General features: G+C 64.6%; 19 protein-coding genes and 1 pseudogene. 17 read left to right on the forward strand and 3 right to left on the reverse strand.

Annotated features, from left to right (window positions below):
* Window positions 1-95: 95 nt before the first annotated feature.
* The 3 genes and pseudogenes from ABIB91_RS05890 to ABIB91_RS05900 form a co-directional block, all read left to right on the forward strand.
* Window positions 96-365 (forward strand): annotated as a pseudogene (locus tag ABIB91_RS05890) (IS3 family transposase); the annotation flags it as partial.
* A gap of 521 nt (window positions 366-886) precedes the next feature.
* The gene (gene ilvD / locus ABIB91_RS05895) at window positions 887-2611 is read left to right on the forward strand and encodes a dihydroxy-acid dehydratase (RefSeq protein WP_354160951.1); all 1725 of its coding nucleotides are present in this window, start codon (window positions 887-889) and stop codon (window positions 2609-2611) included.
* Window positions 2598-3419, forward strand: coding sequence for a tetratricopeptide repeat protein (locus ABIB91_RS05900; protein ID WP_007590646.1), 822 nt, complete (start codon window positions 2598-2600; stop codon window positions 3417-3419). The genes ilvD and ABIB91_RS05900 overlap by 14 nt, the downstream gene beginning before the upstream one ends.
* Before the next feature lie 15 nt (window positions 3420-3434).
* Here ABIB91_RS05900 and xth read toward each other — a convergent pair whose 3' ends face one another.
* Window positions 3435-4232 carry an exodeoxyribonuclease III gene (xth, locus tag ABIB91_RS05905; RefSeq protein ID WP_007590647.1) on the reverse strand — a complete coding sequence of 266 codons (798 nt, stop codon included), beginning with the start codon at window positions 4230-4232 and terminating at the stop codon, window positions 3435-3437.
* Window positions 4233-4366: 134 nt separating this feature from the next.
* On the opposite strand from xth, the gene ABIB91_RS05910 reads away from it, so the two are divergent.
* Window positions 4367-6697, forward strand: a complete 2331-nt coding sequence (locus ABIB91_RS05910; RefSeq protein WP_354160949.1) for a hybrid sensor histidine kinase/response regulator — start codon at window positions 4367-4369, stop codon at window positions 6695-6697.
* 6 nt (window positions 6698-6703) lie between these two features.
* Here the strand turns inward: ABIB91_RS05910 and erpA are convergent, their stop codons facing one another.
* Window positions 6704-7033 carry an iron-sulfur cluster insertion protein ErpA gene (gene erpA, locus ABIB91_RS05915; RefSeq protein WP_007610737.1) on the reverse strand — a complete coding sequence of 110 codons (330 nt, stop codon included), beginning with the start codon at window positions 7031-7033 and terminating at the stop codon, window positions 6704-6706.
* A gap of 146 nt (window positions 7034-7179) precedes the next feature.
* On the opposite strand from erpA, the gene ABIB91_RS05920 reads away from it, so the two are divergent.
* From ABIB91_RS05920 to surE, 12 genes are all read left to right on the forward strand, one after another.
* Window positions 7180-8376, forward strand: coding sequence for a deoxyguanosinetriphosphate triphosphohydrolase (locus tag ABIB91_RS05920; protein WP_246649028.1), 1197 nt, complete (start codon window positions 7180-7182; stop codon window positions 8374-8376).
* A gap of 9 nt (window positions 8377-8385) precedes the next feature.
* Window positions 8386-10176 (forward strand): arginine--tRNA ligase, encoded by a 1791-nt coding sequence (gene argS, locus ABIB91_RS05925; protein ID WP_354160946.1) that lies wholly within the window; start codon window positions 8386-8388, stop codon window positions 10174-10176.
* Window positions 10177-10315: 139 nt separating this feature from the next.
* Window positions 10316-11890, forward strand: coding sequence for an SPOR domain-containing protein (locus ABIB91_RS05930; protein WP_354160965.1), 1575 nt, complete (start codon window positions 10316-10318; stop codon window positions 11888-11890).
* Between the two features lie 45 nt (window positions 11891-11935).
* Window positions 11936-12964 carry a beta-N-acetylhexosaminidase gene (gene nagZ, locus ABIB91_RS05935; RefSeq protein WP_354160944.1) on the forward strand — a complete coding sequence of 343 codons (1029 nt, stop codon included), beginning with the start codon at window positions 11936-11938 and terminating at the stop codon, window positions 12962-12964.
* Window positions 12961-13800: a segregation and condensation protein A gene (locus ABIB91_RS05940; RefSeq protein WP_007590654.1), complete on the forward strand. Its 840-nt coding sequence runs from the start codon at window positions 12961-12963 to the stop codon at window positions 13798-13800. The genes nagZ and ABIB91_RS05940 overlap by 4 nt, the downstream gene beginning before the upstream one ends.
* A 21-nt stretch (window positions 13801-13821) precedes the next feature.
* Complete coding sequence (gene scpB / locus ABIB91_RS05945) at window positions 13822-14574, forward strand: SMC-Scp complex subunit ScpB (RefSeq protein ID WP_007590655.1); 753 nt, start codon at window positions 13822-13824, stop codon at window positions 14572-14574.
* Between the two features lie 166 nt (window positions 14575-14740).
* Window positions 14741-14977 (forward strand): twin-arginine translocase TatA/TatE family subunit, encoded by a 237-nt coding sequence (locus ABIB91_RS05950; protein ID WP_007610722.1) that lies wholly within the window; start codon window positions 14741-14743, stop codon window positions 14975-14977.
* A gap of 88 nt (window positions 14978-15065) precedes the next feature.
* The gene (gene tatB / locus ABIB91_RS05955; protein WP_354160941.1) at window positions 15066-15683 is read left to right on the forward strand and encodes a Sec-independent protein translocase protein TatB; all 618 of its coding nucleotides are present in this window, start codon (window positions 15066-15068) and stop codon (window positions 15681-15683) included.
* Window positions 15680-16492 (forward strand): twin-arginine translocase subunit TatC, encoded by an 813-nt coding sequence (tatC, locus tag ABIB91_RS05960; RefSeq protein WP_247397669.1) that lies wholly within the window; start codon window positions 15680-15682, stop codon window positions 16490-16492. Before tatB ends, tatC begins: the two co-directional genes overlap by 4 nt.
* Window positions 16493-16708: 216 nt before the next feature.
* Window positions 16709-18040, forward strand: coding sequence for a serine--tRNA ligase (gene serS, locus ABIB91_RS05965; protein WP_354160939.1), 1332 nt, complete (start codon window positions 16709-16711; stop codon window positions 18038-18040).
* A gap of 93 nt (window positions 18041-18133) precedes the next feature.
* Window positions 18134-18496, forward strand: coding sequence for a hypothetical protein (locus ABIB91_RS05970; RefSeq protein WP_354160937.1), 363 nt, complete (start codon window positions 18134-18136; stop codon window positions 18494-18496).
* A gap of 103 nt (window positions 18497-18599) precedes the next feature.
* A complete protein-coding gene (gene surE / locus ABIB91_RS05975; RefSeq protein ID WP_007590669.1) occupies window positions 18600-19367 on the forward strand; it encodes a 5'/3'-nucleotidase SurE in 768 nt (255 codons plus the stop codon).
* A 35-nt stretch (window positions 19368-19402) separates the two neighbouring features.
* On the opposite strand, the gene ABIB91_RS05980 is transcribed toward surE, so the two are convergent.
* Window positions 19403-19774: a response regulator gene (locus ABIB91_RS05980; protein WP_007590670.1), complete on the reverse strand. Its 372-nt coding sequence runs from the start codon at window positions 19772-19774 to the stop codon at window positions 19403-19405.
* A 225-nt stretch (window positions 19775-19999) separates the two neighbouring features.
* On the opposite strand from ABIB91_RS05980, the gene ABIB91_RS05985 reads away from it, so the two are divergent.
* Window positions 20000-20650 (forward strand): protein-L-isoaspartate(D-aspartate) O-methyltransferase, encoded by a 651-nt coding sequence (locus tag ABIB91_RS05985; protein ID WP_354160934.1) that lies wholly within the window; start codon window positions 20000-20002, stop codon window positions 20648-20650.
* Window positions 20651-20701 lie beyond the last annotated feature (51 nt).

The following is a 20701-nucleotide window of genomic DNA, read 5'->3' on the forward strand; positions in this document are numbered from 1 at the left end:
GAAGACACTAGGCTGGAAAACGCCGGCGGAGGCGCTTGACGATCTTCTGTTATGAGTGAAAGTAACTGGTGTTGCGACGACCGTTTGAATCCGCCCAATACGCTTCAACCGAGTACCGCCAAGCACTGCAAGCCGCCGGCTTCCGGCCTTCAATGAGCCGCAGAGCCGACTGCTACGACAATGCCCCGATGGAAAGCTTCTTCCACACCCTCAAGACCGAACTGATCCATCACCGTCAATATGAGACCCGCAATGAAGCCGAGCGCGACATCTTCGCTTACGTCGAAGGCTTCTACAATCAGACCCGAAGACACTCGGCCATCGGCTATATCAGCCCGGTCGAGATGGAGCTAAAATCGGCTTGATCCATGTCCACTTTTTTGGGGGAAGATCAATTCTGGATTGCTTCGCTTCGCTCGCAATGACGCTTTGAGAGAGTGTGCGCCACACTCAACCCTTGAGTCTCCGATGCGCAGCGCAGAGGCCTTTGCAGCGCGTAGGGGCACGCGCGGGGGATGATGAAGGCGCCGACTCACCTTGGCTGCGCCTCGTCGTCGCGCCTGAGTTGCGGTGCGGGCATCGACTGGCCTGAAGTTGTGGATTGTCCTCCCGCCGGGGGTATCGCAGTAAGCTAAATCGTGTCCTCCAGGCCACGATTGTGCCGTCCGCGCAACACCCGTCACGGATTTAACCATCATCTCTGTCCGTTCCCATCAACGCCGCTTTTTGGCCACACCCGAACATGAATAAAATCACTCGAATGTTTTAGCGGCAGCGGTGGTCCTGGAAGGCGACGGAAATCCCCAAGGTCGATTCAAAAGGTCGATTCAAATCTTGGCACTGATTTTTCGGGTCTGAAAGGGTTCGCCGGGGAAACTGGTTTGCGATGGACGCGAAGAGCAACATCAAGCAGAGGCTGCCGAGCCGTCACGTGACGGAAGGCCCTGCGCGCGCGCCCCATCGGTCCTACCTCTACGCCATGGGTCTGACCACCGACCAGATCCACCAGCCCTTCGTCGGCGTCGCCTCGTGTTGGAACGAGGCCGCGCCCTGCAACATCTCCCTGATGCGCCAGGCGCAGGCGGTGAAGAAGGGCGTCGCATCCGCCGGAGGCACGCCGCGCGAATTCTGCACCATCACCGTGACCGACGGCATCGCCATGGGCCATGACGGCATGCGCTCCTCGCTGCCGTCGCGCGAATGCATCGCCGATTCCGTCGAGCTGACGATCCGCGGTCACGCCTATGACGCCCTCGTTGGCCTGGCCGGCTGCGACAAGTCGCTGCCGGGCATGATGATGGCGATGGTCCGCCTCAACGTGCCCTCGATCTTCATCTATGGCGGCTCGATCCTGCCCGGCAATTTCCGGGGCCAGCAGGTCACCGTGCAAGACATGTTCGAAGCCGTCGGCAAGCACTCGGTCGGCGCAATGTCCGACGAGGACCTCGACGAGATCGAGCGCGTGGCGTGCCCCTCGGCGGGTGCCTGCGGCGCGCAGTTCACCGCCAACACGATGGCGACCGTCTCCGAGGCGATCGGGCTGGCGCTGCCGTACTCGGCCGGTGCTCCGGCCCCCTATGAAATTCGCGACGCCTTCTGCATGACCGCGGGCGAGCAGGTCATGGAGCTGATCGCCCAAAACATCCGGCCACGCGACATCGTCACTCGCAAGGCGCTGGAGAATGCCGCCGCCGTGGTCGCCGCGTCGGGCGGCTCGACCAATGCTGCACTGCACCTGCCAGCAATCGCGCACGAGTGCGGCATCAAGTTCGACCTGTTCGACGTCGCCGAAATCTTCAAAAAGACACCGTACGTCGCGGATTTGAAGCCGGGCGGCCGTTATGTCGCCAAAGACATGTTTGAAGTAGGTGGCATACCGCTTCTGATGAAGACGCTGCTCGACAACGGATTTCTCCACGGTGACTGCATGACCGTCACCGGTCGAACGATCGCCGAAAACCTCAAAAGCGTGAAGTGGAATCCGCACCAGGACGTGGTGCACCCGGCAGACAAACCCATCACCGTCACCGGCGGTGTGGTCGGTCTGAAGGGCAATCTGGCGCCAGAAGGTGCGATCGTGAAAGTCGCGGGAATGTCCAACCTCAGGTTCACCGGTCCGGCCAGGTGCTTCGACCGTGAGGAGGATGCTTTCGAGGCCGTCCAGCAGCGCACCTACCGCGAAGGCGAAGTCATCGTGATCCGCTACGAGGGGCCCAAGGGCGGTCCCGGCATGCGGGAAATGCTCCAGACCACCGCGGCGCTGACCGGCCAGGGCATGGGCGGCAAGATCGCGCTCATCACCGACGGCCGCTTCTCGGGCGCCACCCGCGGCTTCTGCATCGGCCATGTCGGGCCGGAAGCCGCCATCGGCGGCCCCATCGGGCTGCTCGAGGACGGCGATATCATCGAGATCGACGCGGTCGCCGGTACCCTTAACGTAAAATTGAGCGACCAGGAGCTTGCCCAGCGCAAGACCAAATGGACCGCTCGCGCGACTAACCACACGACGGGCGCGCTCTGGAAATATGCTCAGCAGGTTGGACCAGCGGTCGGTGGGGCAGTGACCCATCCGGGCGGCGCGCACGAGAAACAGTGCTATGCGGACATCTAGGCGTACCATCGTTGCGTTTGTGTTGGGGGCTACCGCGCTGGCCGCGCCGGCGCTCGCCTTTGACGGCGCACCCGTCAGCCAGAAGGATGCGACCATCCCGGTGGTCACGACCTTGCCGGGCGCAGCAGGCAAGGTGCGCAATGTACCGCCAGTCGTGCCCCAGGAAACCTCGCTCAGCGCCCTGCAATATGCCGCGGAAGGGGGCCACCCCATCGCGCAGTGGAAGCTCGGCCGCATGTATGCCAATGGCGACGGCGTCGCCCAGGACGATGTTCGTGCGTTCGAGTATTTCACCCGGATCGCCAACGCGCACGCCGAGGACAGCCCGTCGGCGCCGCAGGCGCAGATCGTCGCCAACGCCTTTGTGGCGCTCGGCCGCTATTATCTCAGCGGCATCCCGAATTCGAAGGTCAAGCCGGACCAGGAGCGGGCGCGGGAGATGTTCTCCTATGCCGCGTCCTATTTCGGCAACGCGGATGCGCAATACGATCTCGCCCGCCTGTACCTGAAGACACCAGACGCTTCGCGCGAGGATTTCCGCTACGGCGCGCGCTGGCTTGGGCTCGCCGCGCAGAAGGGCCAGCACGAGGCCCAGGCGCTGCTCGGTCAGATGCTGTTCAACGGCGACCGCCTGCCGCGGCAGGCCGCGCGCGGCCTGATGTGGCTGACGCTGGCGCGCGACAGCGCAGGTAGCGACGAGACCTGGATCAAGGAAAACTACAACCGCGCCTTCGCAAAGGCCTCCGACGACGATCGCGCCATGTGCCTGCAGATGCTGGAGCAATGGGTCCAGGGTCGCCGGGAGTGATGGGTTGAGGCGGCCTCACGCCGCCTCGAGGTCGAGATCCGCCCACACCGGCACATGGTCCGACGGCTTCTCCCAGCTGCGCACATAACTGTCGATGCCGACATTGCCGAGCCGGTCGCTGGCCTGTGGCGACAGCAGCAGATGGTCGATCCGCAGGCCGTGGTTCTTCTGCCAAGCGCCGGCCTGGTAGTCCCAGAACGTGTAGAGCCCGGGCTCGTCGGTGACGGCCCGAAGCGCATCGGTCAGGCCGAGGCCGAGCAGGGACTGAAAACTCTCCCGCGTCTCGGCCTTGAACAGGGCGTCCTCGGTCCAGGCGGCGGGATTATGGACGTCGCGGGCATGCGGGATGACGTTGAAGTCGCCTGCGAGGATCAGCGGCTCCTCGGTCTTGAGGCGCTCCTTCGAATACTCAAGAAGCCGCGACATCCATTTGAGCTTGTAGGGATATTTCTCGGTGCCGACCGGATTGCCGTTGGGCAGATAGAGGCAGGCGATGCGCAGCACGCCGCTCTTGAGCGTCACCACGCCTTCGAGGAAGCGGGCATGCGCATCCTCGTCGTCGCCGGCCAGCCCCGACTTGGTCTCGTCGAACCGGAGCTTCGAGAGCAGGGCGACACCGTTGAACGTCTTCTGCCCATGGGTGACCACGTTGTAGCCGAGCGCCTCGATCTCCAGCCGCGGGAAGGCCTCGTCGACGCATTTGATCTCCTGGAGGCAGACGATGTCCGGCTGGCACTCCTTCAGCCAGGTCAGCAACAGGTCGATCCGCTGCCGGACCGAGTTCACGTTCCAGGTGGCTATTCTGATGGGCATTTCGACGGGCTCCGGGCAGGGGCCATGGTTAGAACAAAATGCAAACGCGCCCGTCAAGGACGCTGCGAAATCTCCCACAAAATTAACCCGGCTTAAGTCGGGCCTGGGTCATTGATCGTGAAAAGGTTTTTCGAATGGGACGGCCGGACAAATCCATGAAGCGAACCGAGCCCCGCGACGGGTTGATCGGCGCGTTCCTGTACTGGCTCGGCGGCTACGAGATCGAGGACGGCCTGACCGCCGGTCTCAGCGAGCGCGAGCTGAGCCGCATCCGCGCCAAGCAGATCGACGCGGTGATACGCCTGATCCCGGTGACGATGGCCGTCACCATGCTCAACGTCGCAGTCGTGCTGGTCCTGTTCTGGGGCCGTGGCTGGAACGACTTTCTCGCGATCTGGGGCATGACCCTCGCGACCGCCGCCTCGCTCGCGGTGCGCGCGTGGCGGCGCTCCCACCGGAGCCCGCCGCAGGAAGCCTCGCCCCGCGCCGCGCGGCAGATGTTGCGGCAGGCGTTTTTCCTCGCCGCAATCTGGGGCACGCTGCCGATCGCGCTGTTCAGCCGCATCGAGCCGACCAGCCAGCTCGTCCTGGCCTGCCTGATGGTCGGCACGATGTCCGGCGGCGCCTTCATGCTCTCGACCTTCCCGCGCGCGGGCCTTGTCTATCTCGCGACGACGACGATTGCCTGCGCCGCGGCGTTGCTGTTGTGCGGCACCGGGCCTTACCTCCTGACCGCGGTGTTTCTGCTGCTGTTCGCGTTCTTCATGGCGCGCAACATCGTCTCGCAAGGCAATCTGTTCCTCGGCAATCTCAAGGCCCGGCTCGAGCTCGAGCGCCAGACCGAGATCATTTCGCTATTGCTGAAGGATTTTCAGGAGAACGCCAGCGACTGGCTATGGCAGACCGACGCCGAAGGGCATCTGGTCGACGTGCCCGAGCGCTTCGCCGCCGTCGCACAGCTGCCACTGCCGTTGCTGAAGGGCTCGCATTTCGCCGACGTGCTCGACATGCTGTGCCCCGAAGACAAGAGCGCGGCCTACAATGTCGTCGGCCTGATGGAGCACGCCGAACCGCTGCACGAAATGAACCTCAAGGTCGTCGCCGGCGGCGAGGCGCGGCTGTGGTCGCTCACTGCGAAGCCGGCCTACGACCGCGACGGTCAATTCCTCGGCTATCGCGGCTTCGGCCGCGACGTGACCGAGCGCTGGCGCGCCGAAAAGGCCGAGGCCGAGAGCCGTGCCAAATCGGATTTCCTCGCGGTGATGAGCCACGAGATCCGCACGCCGATGAACGGCGTGCTCGGGCTTGCCAGCGTGCTGCTGGAGACAAAACTCGATCCGGAGCAGCGCGAGGCTGTCACCACGATCCGCGAGTCCGGCGACAATCTCCAGCGCATCCTCAACGACATCCTGGACCTGTCCAAGCTCGAGGCCGGACGCTTCGCGTTCGAGGTGATCGACTTCGCGCCGCAGGCGATGGTCGAAGCCGTGGCGACCATCGTGCGCGCGAGCGCCAAGAGCAAGGGGCTCGCCGTCAAGGTCGAGCTCGATCCCAACCTGCCGCCGACGCTGCGCGGCGATGTCGCGCGTATCCGCCAGGTCCTGCTCAATCTCGCATCCAACGCGGTGAAGTTCACTGACGGAGGCGAAGTCACGATCGCAGCTATCTGTCAGGCCCGCCGCGATCTGCTCGCCACCGTCGAATGGAGCGTGACCGACAGCGGTATCGGCATCGCCCCCGAGAAGCTCGGCCAGCTCTTCTCCGACTTCGCCCAGGCCGACGCCTCGATCAGCCGCCGCTTCGGCGGCACCGGGCTGGGCCTAGCGATCTCCCGGCGCATCATCGAGCAGATGGGCGGCACCATCGGCGTCACCTCGACGCCCGGCGAAGGCTCGACCTTCCGCTTCACGCTGGTACTGCCGTGGAGTCAGGTGCAAACGTCCGATCACGACGCTGGCCGCGAGGAAGCCGACGATCTCAAGGCGCGCATCGCGGGCCTCGACCGACCGCTGAAGGTGCTGGTCGCCGAGGACGACGCCGTCAACCGCATGGTCGTGAGCAAGATGCTCGGTGCCTTCGACGTCGAGTTGCGCGTCGTGACCGACGGTGTCGAGGCCGTCGCGGCCGTGTCCGAAGGCGATTACGATATCGTGCTGATGGACGTGCGCATGCCCGAGATGGACGGGCTTGCCGCGACCCGCGCGATCCGCGCCGAGGGCGGACGCTTCGCGGCCCTACCGATCATCGCGCTGACCGCCAATGCCTTCCCCGAGGACGTCAAGATCTGCCGCGAGGCGGGGATGTCGGACTTCCTGGCCAAGCCGCTACGCAAGCCTGCGCTGGTGGCGGCGCTGCTGCGTGCGCTCGATGGACATGTGATGGCGGAAGACGCACCACTTCAGCCGGAGCTCACGTCTGTCGACGTGGAGTGGACGGACGAGGAAAGGCAGATGACTGGCGCCTAAAGCCTGTCAGATCGAGAAGCTGGTCCCGCAGCCACAGGACGCCGTGGCGTTGGGATTGTTGACCCGGAACGAGGCGCCGATCAGATCGTCGACGAAATCGACCTGCGAGCCCGCCAGGAACGGCTGCGAGGCGGAATCGACCAGCACCACAGCATTGTCCTGCTCGATCACGAGATCGTCGTCGGTGCGGGCACGGTCAATGTCGAACTTGTACTGGAAGCCGGAGCAGCCGCCGCCCTCGACCGAGATCCGCAGCATCGCGCCAGACCCTTCGCCCTTGAGGATCTCCCCAATCCGGCGTGCGGCCTTGTCACTGATGGTCACGTCAGTCGTCATCGTTCGTCTCCGATAGCCCCGCGGTCACACCAAGGTCGCCCGAAGGTCGGTTGCCCAATTCAGTTGGTATCCCGCGTCCGGCATAGTTAAGTGCCACCATACGCAGAATCAAATGGATAGGGACTAAATTCGCCGTGTCCGTCGGAATGGCTGCCCCCCACGCGCCCTATGCCTGCGATCCCGATCGCAGCCGCGGCCGGCTGGTCGCGGAACCGCCGAGCCGGACCCGCAGCCCGTTCCGGCGGGATTGCGACCGGGTGATCCATTCCACCGCGTTCCGCCGACTGAAGTACAAGACCCAGGTGTTCGTGTTCCACGAGGGCGACCATTACCGGACCCGGCTGACCCATTCGCTGGAGGTGGCGCAGATTGCCCGGGCGCTGGCGCGGCAGCTCGGGCTGGACGAGGACCTAACGGAAACCTTGGCGCTCGCCCACGACCTCGGCCATCCGCCGTTCGGGCACGCCGGCGAGCGGGCACTGGACGCCTGCCTGACGGATTTCGGCGGCTTCGACCACAACGCCCAGACGCTCCGCGTCGTCGCGGCGCTGGAACACCGCTACCCCGAATTCGACGGGCTCAACCTGACCTGGGAAGCGCTGGAAGGCATCGTCAAGCACAATGGCCCGCTGACCGATCGCAGCGGTGCGCCGGTCGGGCGTTATCGCGAGCACGGCATTCCTGTCGGCATCGCCGACTACATCAAGACCTACGATCTCGAATTGTGGAGTTTCGCCTCGCTGGAGGCACAGGTCGCCGCGATCGCCGACGACATCGCCTATGATGCCCACGATATCGACGACGGCCTGCGCGCCGGCCTGTTTCACCTCGACGACCTCAAGGTCATGCCGCTGACCGCGGAGATCATCGCCGAGACGTCTGCGCATTACCCCGATCTCGAAGACGTCAGGCGCGGCGCCGAGCTGGTGCGCGAGCTGATCTCGCACCTGATCGGTGCCGTGTTCGCCGAGGCGCAGACAAACCTTGCCGCCGTGAAACCGCAATCCGCCCAGGACGTGCGCCAGCAGAGCCGGGCACTGATCGCGTTCCCCGCCGCGGTCGCCGAGGAGGAGGCCGCCATCAAGCGCTTTCTCTATCAGCACATGTACCGCCACAAGCGGGTCATGCGGGTGATGAGCGAGGCGGAACAGATCCTGTTCGACCTGTTCGCGAAATACCTCACATCGCCCGGCGAACTGCCGCCGGAATGGCTGGTCGGGGCGGAGGCGGACAATGAGGGCGACCGGGCTCGACGGATCGGGAATTTCATTGCCGGAATGACCGACCGTTTCGCCCTGACCGAGCACCAGCGGCTCTTTGACTCGACCCCGGATTTGCGTTAGGCGGCGCCCATGCCCGACACATCCTCAGCACTGCACCTGTTCGCCGACGTGCTCGCACGCGTGCACGCGGTCTGCCGCGCGCTTGCGGCGGACGCCAACTGGCCCGAGGGCATCGATTTCTCGCGCGTGGTGGTCGAGCCGCCGCGCGATACCTCCCATGGCGACATGGCGACCAACGCGGCCATGGTGCTTGCGAAAGAGGCAAAGGCAAAGCCACCGGATCTCGCCGAGCAGATCGCCGAACGGCTGCGCGCGGATGCGCTGATCGCCAAGGTCGACGTCGCCGGTCCCGGCTTCATCAATTTGACGCTGAAGCCGGCCGCATGGGCGGAGGCGCTACGGACCGTGCTGCGCGAGGGCGCCGATTACGGCCGCGTCCGCGGCGGCTCCAAGGTCAACGTTGAATATGTCTCGGCCAACCCGACCGGACCGATGCATGTCGGCCATTGCCGCGGCGCCGTGTTCGGCGACGCGCTGGCGAGCCTGCTCGAGTTCGCAGGCCGTGACGTCACGCGCGAATATTACATCAACGACGCCGGTGCGCAGGTCGACGTGCTCGCACGTTCCGCGTTCCTCAGGTATCGCGAGGCGCTCGGCGAGGACATCGGCGCGATTCCGGAAGGCCTTTATCCCGGCGACTATCTGAAGCCGGTCGGGCAGGCGCTGGCCAACGAACACGGCGACAAGCTCCTCGCCATGAGCGAGGGCGCGTGGCTGCCGACGGTACGCGCCAAGGCCATCGCGATGATGATGGACGAGATCAAGGGAGATCTCGGCGCGCTCAACATCCGCCACGACGTGTTCTTCTCGGAGCGCTCGCTGCAGGACGCCGGCAACAACAAGGTCGCCGAGACCATCGACTTCCTCAAGGCCAAGGGCGATGTCTACCAGGGCCGTCTGCCGCCGCCAAAAGGGGCCCCGGCCGAGGATTGGGAAGATCGCGAGCAGTTGCTGTTCAAGGCGACTGCTTATGGCGACGACGTCGATCGCCCGCTGATCAAGTCGGACAATTCCTATACCTACTTCGCCGCCGATATCGCCTACCATAAGAACAAGTTCGACCGTGGTTTTGCGGAAATGATCGACGTCTGGGGCGCCGACCATGGTGGCTACATCAAGCGCATGCAGGCGGCGGTGAAGGCGACGACCTCCGGCAAGGGGGCGCTCGACGTCAAGATCGTCCAGCTCGTGAAGTTGCTGCGCAACGGCGAGCCGGTGAAAATGTCCAAGCGGAGCGGGGACTTCGTCACCTTGCGTGAGGTGGTAGATGAAGTCGGCCAGGACGCCGTCCGCTTCATGATGCTCTACCGCAAGAACGACGCGGTGCTCGACTTCGACCTTGCCAAGGTCATGGAACAGTCGCGCGACAACCCCGTGTTCTATGTCCAGTACGGCCACGCCCGCGGCCATTCGATCTTCCGCAACGCCCGGGCCGAGGTGTTCCCGGAACTCCCCGAGGAAACCGAGAAGCGCATCGCCTGGCTCGGTGAGTCGGCGGTGGAACGGCTGTCAGACCCGGCTGAGCTCGACCTTCTTAAGCGGCTCGCAATTTTTCCGCGCATGCTTGAAGCGGCGGCAAGCGCCCACGAGCCGCACCGAATTGCTTTCTATCTCTATGACTTAGCGAGCGAATTTCACGCACTTTGGACGAAGGGTCGCGATTTGCCCTATTTACGCTTCATTATCAATAATGATGCAGATCTAACGAAGGCGCGGCTGGCCATGGTCCAGGGCGTCGTCTCTGTCCTGGCATCGGGCCTCGCCATCCTCGGCGTCCATGCTCCGGACGAGATGCGGTAGTTTGGGGCGAACTACTTAAGGGATTTCGGGGGTAACCGGCAGAAGCCGGATCGCTTAGACTTGGTTGAAAGCCTTGTGGGTCGAAAGCCGTGCCTTGGTCGAGGGGCGCGCGGCTTTCCCGAAGGGACGCATCATCACGATGGCCGAACGATATCAGGACAGACCGTTTCCTTCCGATGACTATGGTCGCGGTGGCGATCAGCATGGGAGCGGCGATCCCTTGGCCGAACTCGCTCGCCTGATCGGGCAGACCGATCCGTTTGCGGCGCAAGGGCGGCCGGGTGCGCACCCGCCAGCAGCGCCCGCGCCTGCCCAGAGCTATCAGGACGACGACTATCGCCAGGACGATGACCCGCAGGACTATGCCGAGCAGGCTCCTCCGCCGCCGCCCGGACCGCCCTCATGGATGCGGCGCGCCAATGTGCAGCCGCAGACGGCGCCAGCTGAGCCTGCCTATCCCGCTTCCGTAAACCCGGTTCATCCACTGCATCGTTATTCAGCCCAGCCGACTGCGCCCGAGCCCGAACCTGATTTTCGTCAGCCGCAGGCCTATCCGGATCAGGGCTATCAAGCTCCTGCTTATCAAGCTCCTGCCTATCAGGATCAGGCCTACCAGCAGCACGATCAGGCTTATCAGGAACAAGCCTATCAGCAGCAGCCCGATCCGGCGCGCTACGACGATGCGCTCTACGGACGGCTGGAGGCGGGCGAACAAGACTACCAGCGCGATGCCGCCTATCCCGACGATCCTTACGCATTCCAGAGCGACTATCCCGAGGCCGATCTCGACGAGCCCAAGAAGCAGCGCGGCGGCATGATGACGGTCGCGGCGATCCTGGCGCTTGCCGTGGTCGGGACCGGCGCTGCGTTCGCCTACAAGACCTATGTGGGCTCGCCCCGCAGCGGCGAGCCGCCCATCATCAAGGCCGACAACACGCCGACCAAAATCGTGCCGGCTCCGTCGGACTCCTCGGCCAAGGTGCCGGACCGCATGGTCACCGGTGATGGCGCTGAGAAGATCGTGCCGCGCGAGGAGGCGCCTGTCGACGTCAACGCCAAGGCGGGAGGTCCCCGCGTGGTGTTCCCGCCGCTGAACCAGAACGCGAACCCGCCGCCGGTCGCGAGCGTGTCGCCGTCCAGCATTCCGCTGTCGAGTGCGGGCCCGAATCCGAGTAACGGCACGCTGCCGAACAATTCGCCGCGCGCGATCAGGACCGTGGCCGTGAAGGGCGATCAGACCGACGCCACCGCGTCGCAAGCCGCCGCCGTCGCGAAGCCGGCAGCTCCACCGAAGCCCATTGCGGCACCCGCTGCACCACGCACGCCGCCGACCTCGGCCAATGCCAGTGCCAATCAGCCGCTCTCGCTGGCGCCGCAATCGGCGCCGGCTGCGGAGCCGCCGCAGCGGATGGCTGCGACCAATCCGACGCAAATTGCGCCCGCGAGCAGCGGTGGCGGTGGCTACGTCGTGCAGGTCTCCTCGCAGCAGACCGAGGATAGCGCCCACGCCTCCTACCGGGTGCTTCAGAGCAAGTACGGCAGCGTGCTGGGCTCCCGCGCTCCGGTGGTCAAGCGGGTCGACCTGACCGACAAGGGCAAGGGAATCGTCTACCGCGCCTTCGCTGGGCCCTACGGATCGCTCGAAGAGGCGAACCAGGCCTGCAACAGTTTGAAATCCGCGGGCCTGTCGGCCTGCTTCGTCCAGAGGAATTAACGGCCGTTTCCTTGACCGTCTCGCGGGTCAGGGTTAATCGGCCGTATGAGCACGCGGGCCTTCATTACCGGCGTTTCCGGAACGGAACTAACCGCCGCCGAGCGGGAGTTTATCCGCAGCGAACGCCCGTGGGGCTTCATCCTCTTCAAGCGCAATATCGAGACGCCGTCTCAAGTTGCTGCACTCGTTGCGGAATTGCGGGCGGTCGCGGGTTTCGCTGATGCCCCTGTCCTGATCGACCAGGAGGGTGGACGGGTGCAGCGCCTAGGGCCGCCGCATTGGCCGGTCTATCCGCCGGGCGCTATTTTCGCAGGCCTCTACGATACTGATTCGGCGCTCGGGCTGGCCGCGGCGCGCCTCAGCGCACGGCTGATCGCGGCCGATCTCGCAGATCTCGGCATTACCGTGGATTGCTTGCCGCTGGCCGACGTGCCGGTGGCTGGCGCCAACGCCGTCATCGGGAACAGGGCCTACGGCACCGAACCGGGAAAAGTCGCCGCGATCGCCCGCGCGGTCACCGAGGGCCTGGAAGAGGGGGGCGTGTTGCCGGTGCTCAAGCACATCCCCGGCCATGGCCGAGCTACGGCCGATACCCATTTCAATCTGCCGACCGTCGACACGTCGCGAGACGAACTGGAGCGCACCGACTTCGCGGCATTCAAGCCTTTAGCGGATTTGCCGATGGCCATGACTGCACATGTTGTGTTTAGCGCGGTCGACCCCGCCCATCCGGCGACGACATCTGCGACAATGATCGCTGAGGTGATTCGCGGCACAATCGGGTTCCAGGGTTTGTTAATGAGTGATGACGTGTCGATGAACGCGCTGTCGGGCAATATCGCCGAGCGGACCCGCGCGATTTTTGCGGCCGGTTGCGACATGGCCCTGCATTGCAACGGCAAGATCGCGGAGATGCGTGAGGTCGCCGGCCAGACACCCGAACTGGCGGGCAGGGCGCTGGAGCGGGCGAACGCCGCGCTCGCCGCGCGTCGAGGACCGCAACCGTTCGATCGCGCGGCCGCACGCGCCGAACTGGACGCATTGATCGCACGGGCAAACACGGCATCGGCATGACCGCAGAAATCCTATCGTTTGAAACCGGGCGGCCCGCAGAGCTCGCCGAGGGTGAGCCGGCGTTGGTGGTGGACGTCGAGGGCTATGAGGGTCCGCTCGACCTGTTGCTCGCACTGGCGCGGCAGCAGAAGGTCGATCTCGCCAAGATCTCGATCCTGGCGCTCGCCGACCAGTATCTCCACTTCATCGAAGCCGCGCGAAAGATCCGCCTCGAGCTTGCCGCCGACTATCTCGTGATGGCGGCCTGGCTCGCCTTTCTGAAATCGCGCCTGCTGCTGCCGGAGCCGCCGAGTGCGGAAGGCCCGAGCGCCGAGCAGATGGCGACGGCGCTCGCCAACCGCCTGCGCCGGCTGGAGGCCATTCGCGAAGCCGCCAACCGGCTGATGAACCGGCAGCAATTGCTGCGCGACATCTTCCCGCGCGGCGAGCCCGAGCAGATCGCCGAGATCAAGCATCCGAAATACACCGCAACGCTCTATGACCTGCTTACCGCCTATGCCGCGCAGCGCCAGTCGCGCGTGCTGGCGAGCGTGCATCTCGCCAAGCGCACGGTGTGGTCGCTTGCGGAGGCGCGCGCCACGCTGGAGCGGCTGGTCGGCAGCATCAGCGAGCAAGACGATTGGGGCGTTCTCGACGATTTTCTGCTGCAGCACGTCGCCGATCCGACGCAGCGCGCGACGGTGCTCGCCTCGAGTTTCGCGGCTGCGCTCGAACTGGTGCGCGAAGGTCAGCTCGAGCTGAATCAGAAAGAGGCGTTTGCGCCCATCTATTTCCGGAAGGGGCGCCCCAAGCCGGTCATGGACGCAGCTCCTGCGCCCGATGCGCCGGTCGCTTAAGTGCAACAAGGAGAATCTGCCATGGCAAGCCTGGCTGAAGTGCGGGTAGAAGAGGCCGAGCCGATGGAGAACGAGTCCCAGGCACGTCCCGAAGAATTGCGGCTGCTGGAAGCGCTGCTGTTCGCTTCGAATGAACCGCTGGACACCGCGACGCTGGCCAAGCGCATGCCCGAGGGCGTGGACGTGAAGGCCGCGCTTGAGCAGTTGCAGGCCGACTATTCCCTGCGCGGCGTGAATCTCGTCCGGGTTGCCAACAAATGGACCTTCCGCACGGCGGGCGATCTCGCCTGGCTGATGACCCGCGAGAGCACCGAAACCCGCCGCCTGTCGCGCGCCGCGATCGAGGTGCTCGCAATCATCGCCTATCACCAGCCGGTGACGCGCGCCGAGATCGAGGAGATCCGCGGCGTCGTCACCTCGAAAGGCACGCTGGACGTGCTGCTGGAAACCGGCTGGATCAAGCCGCGCGGCCGTCGCAAGACGCCGGGCCGTCCCTTGACCTTCGGAACCACCGAGGACTTCCTGTCGCAGTTCACTCTGGAACAGCTCGGCGATCTGCCGGGTTTGGAGGAGCTGAAGGGCACGGGCCTTCTGGATTCGCGTCTGCCGACCGGATTCAGCGTGCCGACGCCGTCGGATGACCCGACTTTGCGTGAGGACGAGGATCCGCTGGAACCAGGCGAGGACCTTGATCTCGCGCTGGCGCCTGCGGTCGAGCCCGAGACGCCGCCGGAAGGCGGCAATGAGGGCGGCGAGGGCGGTAGCGAGGACTGACGTCCCGGCCTTCTACCGGCCACCTGCGACCAGTTAACACTAGCAAAATTACGTAGCGCCAACAGCGAATTGGCGCTGCCTTGGTCCTTGTTTTTGACACCTGCCAAGCCTAGGTTTCGGTGAAGATCGGCCGGGTCCCGGCCATGCGCGTTTGGAGGGTTGCAGGATGGGTTCACTCAGCATTTGGCACTGGGTCCTGGTGATCGCAGTGGTCCTGCTGCTGTTCGGTCGCGGCAAGATTTCGGATCTGATGGGCGACGTGGCGCAGGGCATCAAGGCGTTCAAGAAGGGCATGCAGGACGACGACAAGGTCGCCGACAAGCCCGAGCCGGCCAAGTCCATCGAGCACAACAATGCTGCGCCGACCGCGGCACGGTCCGACGTCGGCAGCAAGGCCGTCTGAGCCAGAGAGCACGCGAGACGCGGGTAGCGGACCCGATCCTGCGCGCGAGGGATTGGGCCGGCTGCGGCTGGCGTGAACGGAAGACCTCATGTTCGATATCGGGTGGAGTGAACTGGTCCTGATCGGGGTCGTGGCCCTGATCGCCATCGGCCCGAAAGAGCTGCCGGGCGTGCTGCGCATGGTCGGGCAGTGGATGGGCAAGGCGCGCAAGATGGCCGCCGAATTCCAGGGCCAGTTCCAGGAGGCGATGCGCGAGGCCGAAATGGCCGACCTGAAGAAGAGCTTCGACGAGGTCAAGGAAGCGGCTTCCGGGTTCGCCGGCAACAATCTGATGACCTCGCTTCAGAAAGACGTCAGCGACGCGCTCCGCGTCGATGCGCTGGACAAGCCGGCCGAGACCTCGACCACCGCCGCTGTTGAGCCGCCGGCGACTTCAAGCGAAGCGCTGGCGACTTCAAGCGAAGCGCTGGCGACTTCAAGCGAAGCGCTGGCGACTTCAAGCGAATTGCCGGCGACGCCTACCACGCCGGAAGCGCCGACGCCCGAGACCTTCGTGGAGGCCGAGGCACATGCGGCGGTGAACGAGCCGCTCGCCATCACCCGTGAGGTCGAGCAGGCGCAGGTCGCTCAAGGTTCGGTCACGCAAGATTCGGTCATCCAGGACACTGCGCCGGCCGAGGCGATCAAGGACGCCAAAGCGTCATGAGCGCCGCCGATATCGAGGCCAGCAAAGCTCCCCTGATGGACCATTTGATCGAGCTGCGTTCGCGGCTGATCAAAGCGCTCCTTGGCTTCGGCATTGCCTTCATCTTCTGCTTCTTCTTCGCCAAGCAGATCTACAACGTGCTGGTCTGGCCGTTCGTGTGGGTCGCGGGTCCCGAGAACTCGAAATTCATCTACACTGCGCTGCTGGAATATTTCATTACTCAGCTCAAGCTCGCGCTGTTCGGCGCCGGCTTCATCTCGTTCCCGATCGTTGCGACGCAGATCTACAAGTTCGTCGCTCCGGGCCTCTACAAGCACGAGAAGCAGGCCTTTCTGCCTTATCTGGTCGCGACCCCGTTCTTCTTCGTGCTGGGCGCAGCACTGGTCTATTTCGTCGTGCTGCCGATGCTGGTCCGCTTCTCGCTCGGCATGCAGCAGGCTGGCAGCGACGAGACCGCGCAGATCCAGCTGCTGCCCAAGGTCGGTGAATACCTGTCGCTGATGATGTCGCTGATCTTCGCCTTCGGCATCGCCTTCCAGCTTCCGGTGATCCTGACGCTGCTCGGGCGCATCGGCATCGTCACGTCAAAAATGCTGCGCGAGAAGCGCCGCTATTTCATCGTCGTCGCCTTCGTCATCGCGGCCGTTCTGACCCCGCCCGACGTGCTTAGCCAGTGCTCGCTCGCGATCCCCTTGCTCGCGCTCTACGAGGGCTCGATCATCGCGGTGGGAATTGTGGAGAAGAAGGCGGCAGCTTCAAAGGCCACCACCGGCACTGACGTATCGACGCCGGCTAATCCGGCGGAGTAGGGCGACACCCCTCGCTGGCATTCCCCGCCTTGTGCACAATTGCGCCCTGGGGCGGGGAATCCAGTACCCCGCGGCCTATCGGAGAATCAGTGATGTCTCTGGAATACTGGATCGCCCGCTTTCGCGGGCGATGACAGCCGTGCTAGGGGAAGCAGCCATTTGCATGAATGCAAATCCAGGATTTGCAGGGTTGCAACAAGCCCCAGGACCTCGGCCATGCACGACATCAAATCGATCCGCGACAACCCGCAAGCCTTCGACGCCGGCCTCGCACGGCGCGGCCTGAAGCCGATGTCGGCCTCGCTGCTTGCGATCGACGAGACCCGGCGTGCGGCGATCCTGGCTTCCGAGCAGGCGCAGGCGCGGCGTAATGCGGCCTCCAAGGAAATCGGCGATGCCAAGAAGGCCAAGGACGAGGCGCGCGCGGCGAAGCTGATGGCGGAAGTCGCCGAGCTCAAGACCACCATGCCGGAGCTCGAGGCGACCGCGAAGGCTGCAGACGAGGAGCTAGCCAGGGAGCTGGCGGCGATCCCCAATCTGCCGCTCGGCGAGGTGCCCGATGGTGTCGACGAGCACGGCAATGTGCAGCGCCATGTCTTCGGCAACAGGCGTAACTACGCGTTCGCGCCAAAACCCCATGACGATCTCGGCGCCGCGCTCGGTGACATGGATTTCGAGACCGCGGCAAAGCTCTCCGGCGCGCGCTTCGTCGTGCTGAAGAAGGGACTGGCGCGGCTCGAACGCGCGCTCGGCCAGTTCATGCTCAATCTACACGTCGACGAGCACGGCTATACCGAGATCAATCCGCCGCTGCTCGTGCGCAACGAGATCATGTTCGGCACCGGACAATTGCCGAAATTCGAGGACGACCAGTTCTGGGCGATCAAGGGCGAATTGCTCGCCGCGCCCGACCTTGAGCGGCTCCGGACCGAGCGTCTCGGGATCATTCCGACCGCGGAGGTGGCGCTCACCAATCTCGTCCGCGAATCCATCCTCGACGAAAAGCAGCTGCCGATGCGCCTGACTGCGCTGACGCCGTGTTTTCGCGCGGAGGCGGGCGCCGCTGGGCGCGATACCCGAGGCATGATCCGGCAGCACCAGTTCACCAAAGTCGAACTGGTCTCGATCACGACGCCGGAGACGAGCAAGGACGAGCACGAGCGCATGCTCGCCTGTGCCGAGGAAGTGTTGCGGCGGCTCGAGCTGCATTACCGCGTGATGACGCTGTGCACCGGGGATATGGGTTTCTCGTCGCAAAAAACCTATGACATCGAGGTCTGGATGCCGGGTCAGGGCGACGGCGGGGCATTCCGCGAGATATCGAGCTGCTCGGTGTGCGGCGATTTCCAGGCTCGCCGGATGGACGCGCGTTCGCGCGGCCCCGATGGCAAGCCGCGGTTCGTGCACACGCTCAACGGCTCCGGCACCGCGCTCGGCCGCGCGCTGATCGCCGTGATGGAGACCTATCAGCAGGAGGACGGCTCGATTGCGGTCCCCAGCGTGCTCCAGCCCTATATGGGCGGGTTGAAGGTGGTCGCACGCGACTAGGCGTGCTGCGATCTGAAACGGAGAAACGTTTGGTTGCGAAGATCGGGCGGCCGGTTATCCTGCCGGCCACCCGACAACGCGAACTCATCGTTCATGGCCTTGCACCGCGACATCTTCTGGGTCGGCAGACAATGGGCGGTGACGGGTGCCGGCATCCAGGCTGTCGATCAGCGGCTGCGTGGCGTGCTCGACATCGCGATCACGCGGCTCTGGGACGACGATCTGGTCCAGAGCCGGCGGGCCAAGCCCGGTGTGAATGCAGCCGATTTCGACCAGGCGCTGACGTTGGCACGCGAACGCTTTCCGCAGGCGTCGGTAGCGGACCCGTTCGTCGCACAGCTGGAGGCGCTCGGCGTCATCGAGGCGCCGATCGTGAACCCGGTCGTGCCGGCGATGAAATTGCACGCCGAGGGCCGGCTGGCGCGCTTCCTGCCGCAATGGCGCGTTCGCCGATAGCCGGCCAAGCCGGTACCGGCAGCCGGCCCCGATCGGCCGGTTTGCCTGATCGGCCCCGGCCGGATAAGACGGCTGAGACCCGCTTCAGGAATCGACCTTTCCCATGCGCATTCTCTGCACCAATGACGACGGTATCCACGCCCCCGGCCTCAAGGTCCTGGAGGAGATCGCGCGCGCATTGTCCGATGACGTCTGGGTGGTCGCGCCTGAACTCGACCAGTCCGGCGTGTCGCATTCGCTGTCGCTGAACGATCCGCTGCGGCTGCGCGAGGTCGGCCCGCGGCACTTTGCGGTGCGCGGCACGCCGACCGACTGCGTCATCATGGGCGCGCGCCACATCCTCGGCGCCAAGCTGCCCGATGTCGTGCTGTCCGGCGTCAACAAGGGCCGCAACGTCGCCGAGGACGTGGTCTATTCCGGCACCATCGCCGGCGCGCTGGAGGGAACCATCTTGGGACTACCGTCTTTCGCCCTGTCGCAGGAGTTCAGCGTCGAGACCCGCGACCGGCCGCTGTGGGACACCGCGCGCAAATTCGGGCCCGACATCCTGCGCAAGGTGATCGCTGCCGGCATCCCGAAGGACACCGTCATCAACGTCAACTTCCCGGCTTGCGCGCCGGAGGATGTGCTGGGCATTCGCGTGACGCGGCAGGGCAAGCGCAATCTCGGCTTCCTCAAGATCGACGAGCGCAAGGACGGCCGTGGCAATCCCTATTTCTGGATCGGCTTCGAGCGCACCGCGATGATTGATACACCCGCCGATGGCACCGATCTCGCGGCGCTGCGCGAACGCTATGTCTCCGTCACGCCGCTCCGGCTCGACCGCACCAACGAGGCGTTTTCGGAGGCGCTGAGTGCGACGCTGAAGTAAGTCCGACGCTGAAGTAATCCGACTTGGAACGGGGCCTAGCCGCCGCGAAGCGCGGCTTCGATGGTCTTGCCGAGGGCGTCGAGCTGAAATGGTTTCTGAAGCGCCGGCCGATCGCGGTACTGCTCGGGCAGGCCGGAGGAACCGTATCCGGTGGCGAAGATGAACGGGCAGCCCTTTGCCTTGATGACGTCGGCGACCGGCGAGATGACCTTGCCGTTGACGTTGACGTCGAGAATGGCGATGTCGAACTCGGTTGCCTGGGCGAGCCGCATGGCTTCGGTGATGTCGCCAGCCTCGGCTGCGATCTTGTAGCCAAGCTCTTCGAGCATGTCCGCGACCATCATCCTGATCATCACCTCGTCTTCGACGAGGAATACAGAGCGGCCGGTAAGCCCCGTCGCGGTCATGGTCGAGTCCTTGCCCATTGTCAAAAACGTTCGCAGATAACATGAATCGACGCAATGCGCGTTTTGACGAACGGATGCATGAAAATGGCCGTCGCGGCTTGCCCGTTGCAAGCCAATTTGTGGTCAACTACTCCCATCCGAAGCCTATCATGGGTTCCCTGGCCGGAACAAGAATCTAGCGCCCCAGCTCGGCGTCCCGGACCGCAAAGACAGCACAAGCAGGCAATGACTTCCCATCAGCACCCGCCGGAAAAGATGATGTTTCAGCTCACGCTGAGGCGTCGGGGCATCAGCGACCAGGCGGTCCTGCGGGCCATGGAGGAGGTGCCGCGCGATCAATTCGTCGACGACGCCGATCGCGACGGCGCGTATCGCGACAGCGCGCTGCCGATCGCCTGCGGGCAGACCATCAGCCAGCCCTTCGTCGTCGCCTACATGACCGAGCAGCTCCAGCTTCAGAAGAGGCACCGCGTGCTCGAGATCGGTGCCGGCTCGGGCTACCAGGCGGCGGTGCTGTCGCGGCTCGCCGGCCAGGTGTTGACGGTCGAGCGCTACCGCAAGCTTGCGGATGCCGCACGGATCAGGCTTGAAAAGCTCAACTACCACAACGTCGAGGTGATGCTGGGCGACGGGCTCAATCTGCCCCCCAATATCGGCCCGTTCGACCGCATCATTGTCACGGCCGCGATGGAGCAGCTTCCGGAGAACCTGATCGAGCGGCTGGAGGTGGGCGGCATCCTGATCGCGCCCGTCGGTCCGCATCAGGGGGTGCAGACGCTGATCCGCCTGAGCCGGACGGAAGCCGGGATCGAGCGCAAGGAACTCGTCGAGGTCCGCTTCGTGCCGGCGCTGCCCGGTGTGGCGCGGGAGCTGTAGAATTCCGGATTGGCTGTGCTGCCAACATCTTATTGGGAGGGTTAAGCCGTT

It is taken from the genome of Bradyrhizobium sp. JR4.3, assembly GCF_040547695.1.
Classification (GTDB): Bacteria; Pseudomonadota; Alphaproteobacteria; order Rhizobiales; family Xanthobacteraceae; genus Bradyrhizobium; species Bradyrhizobium canariense.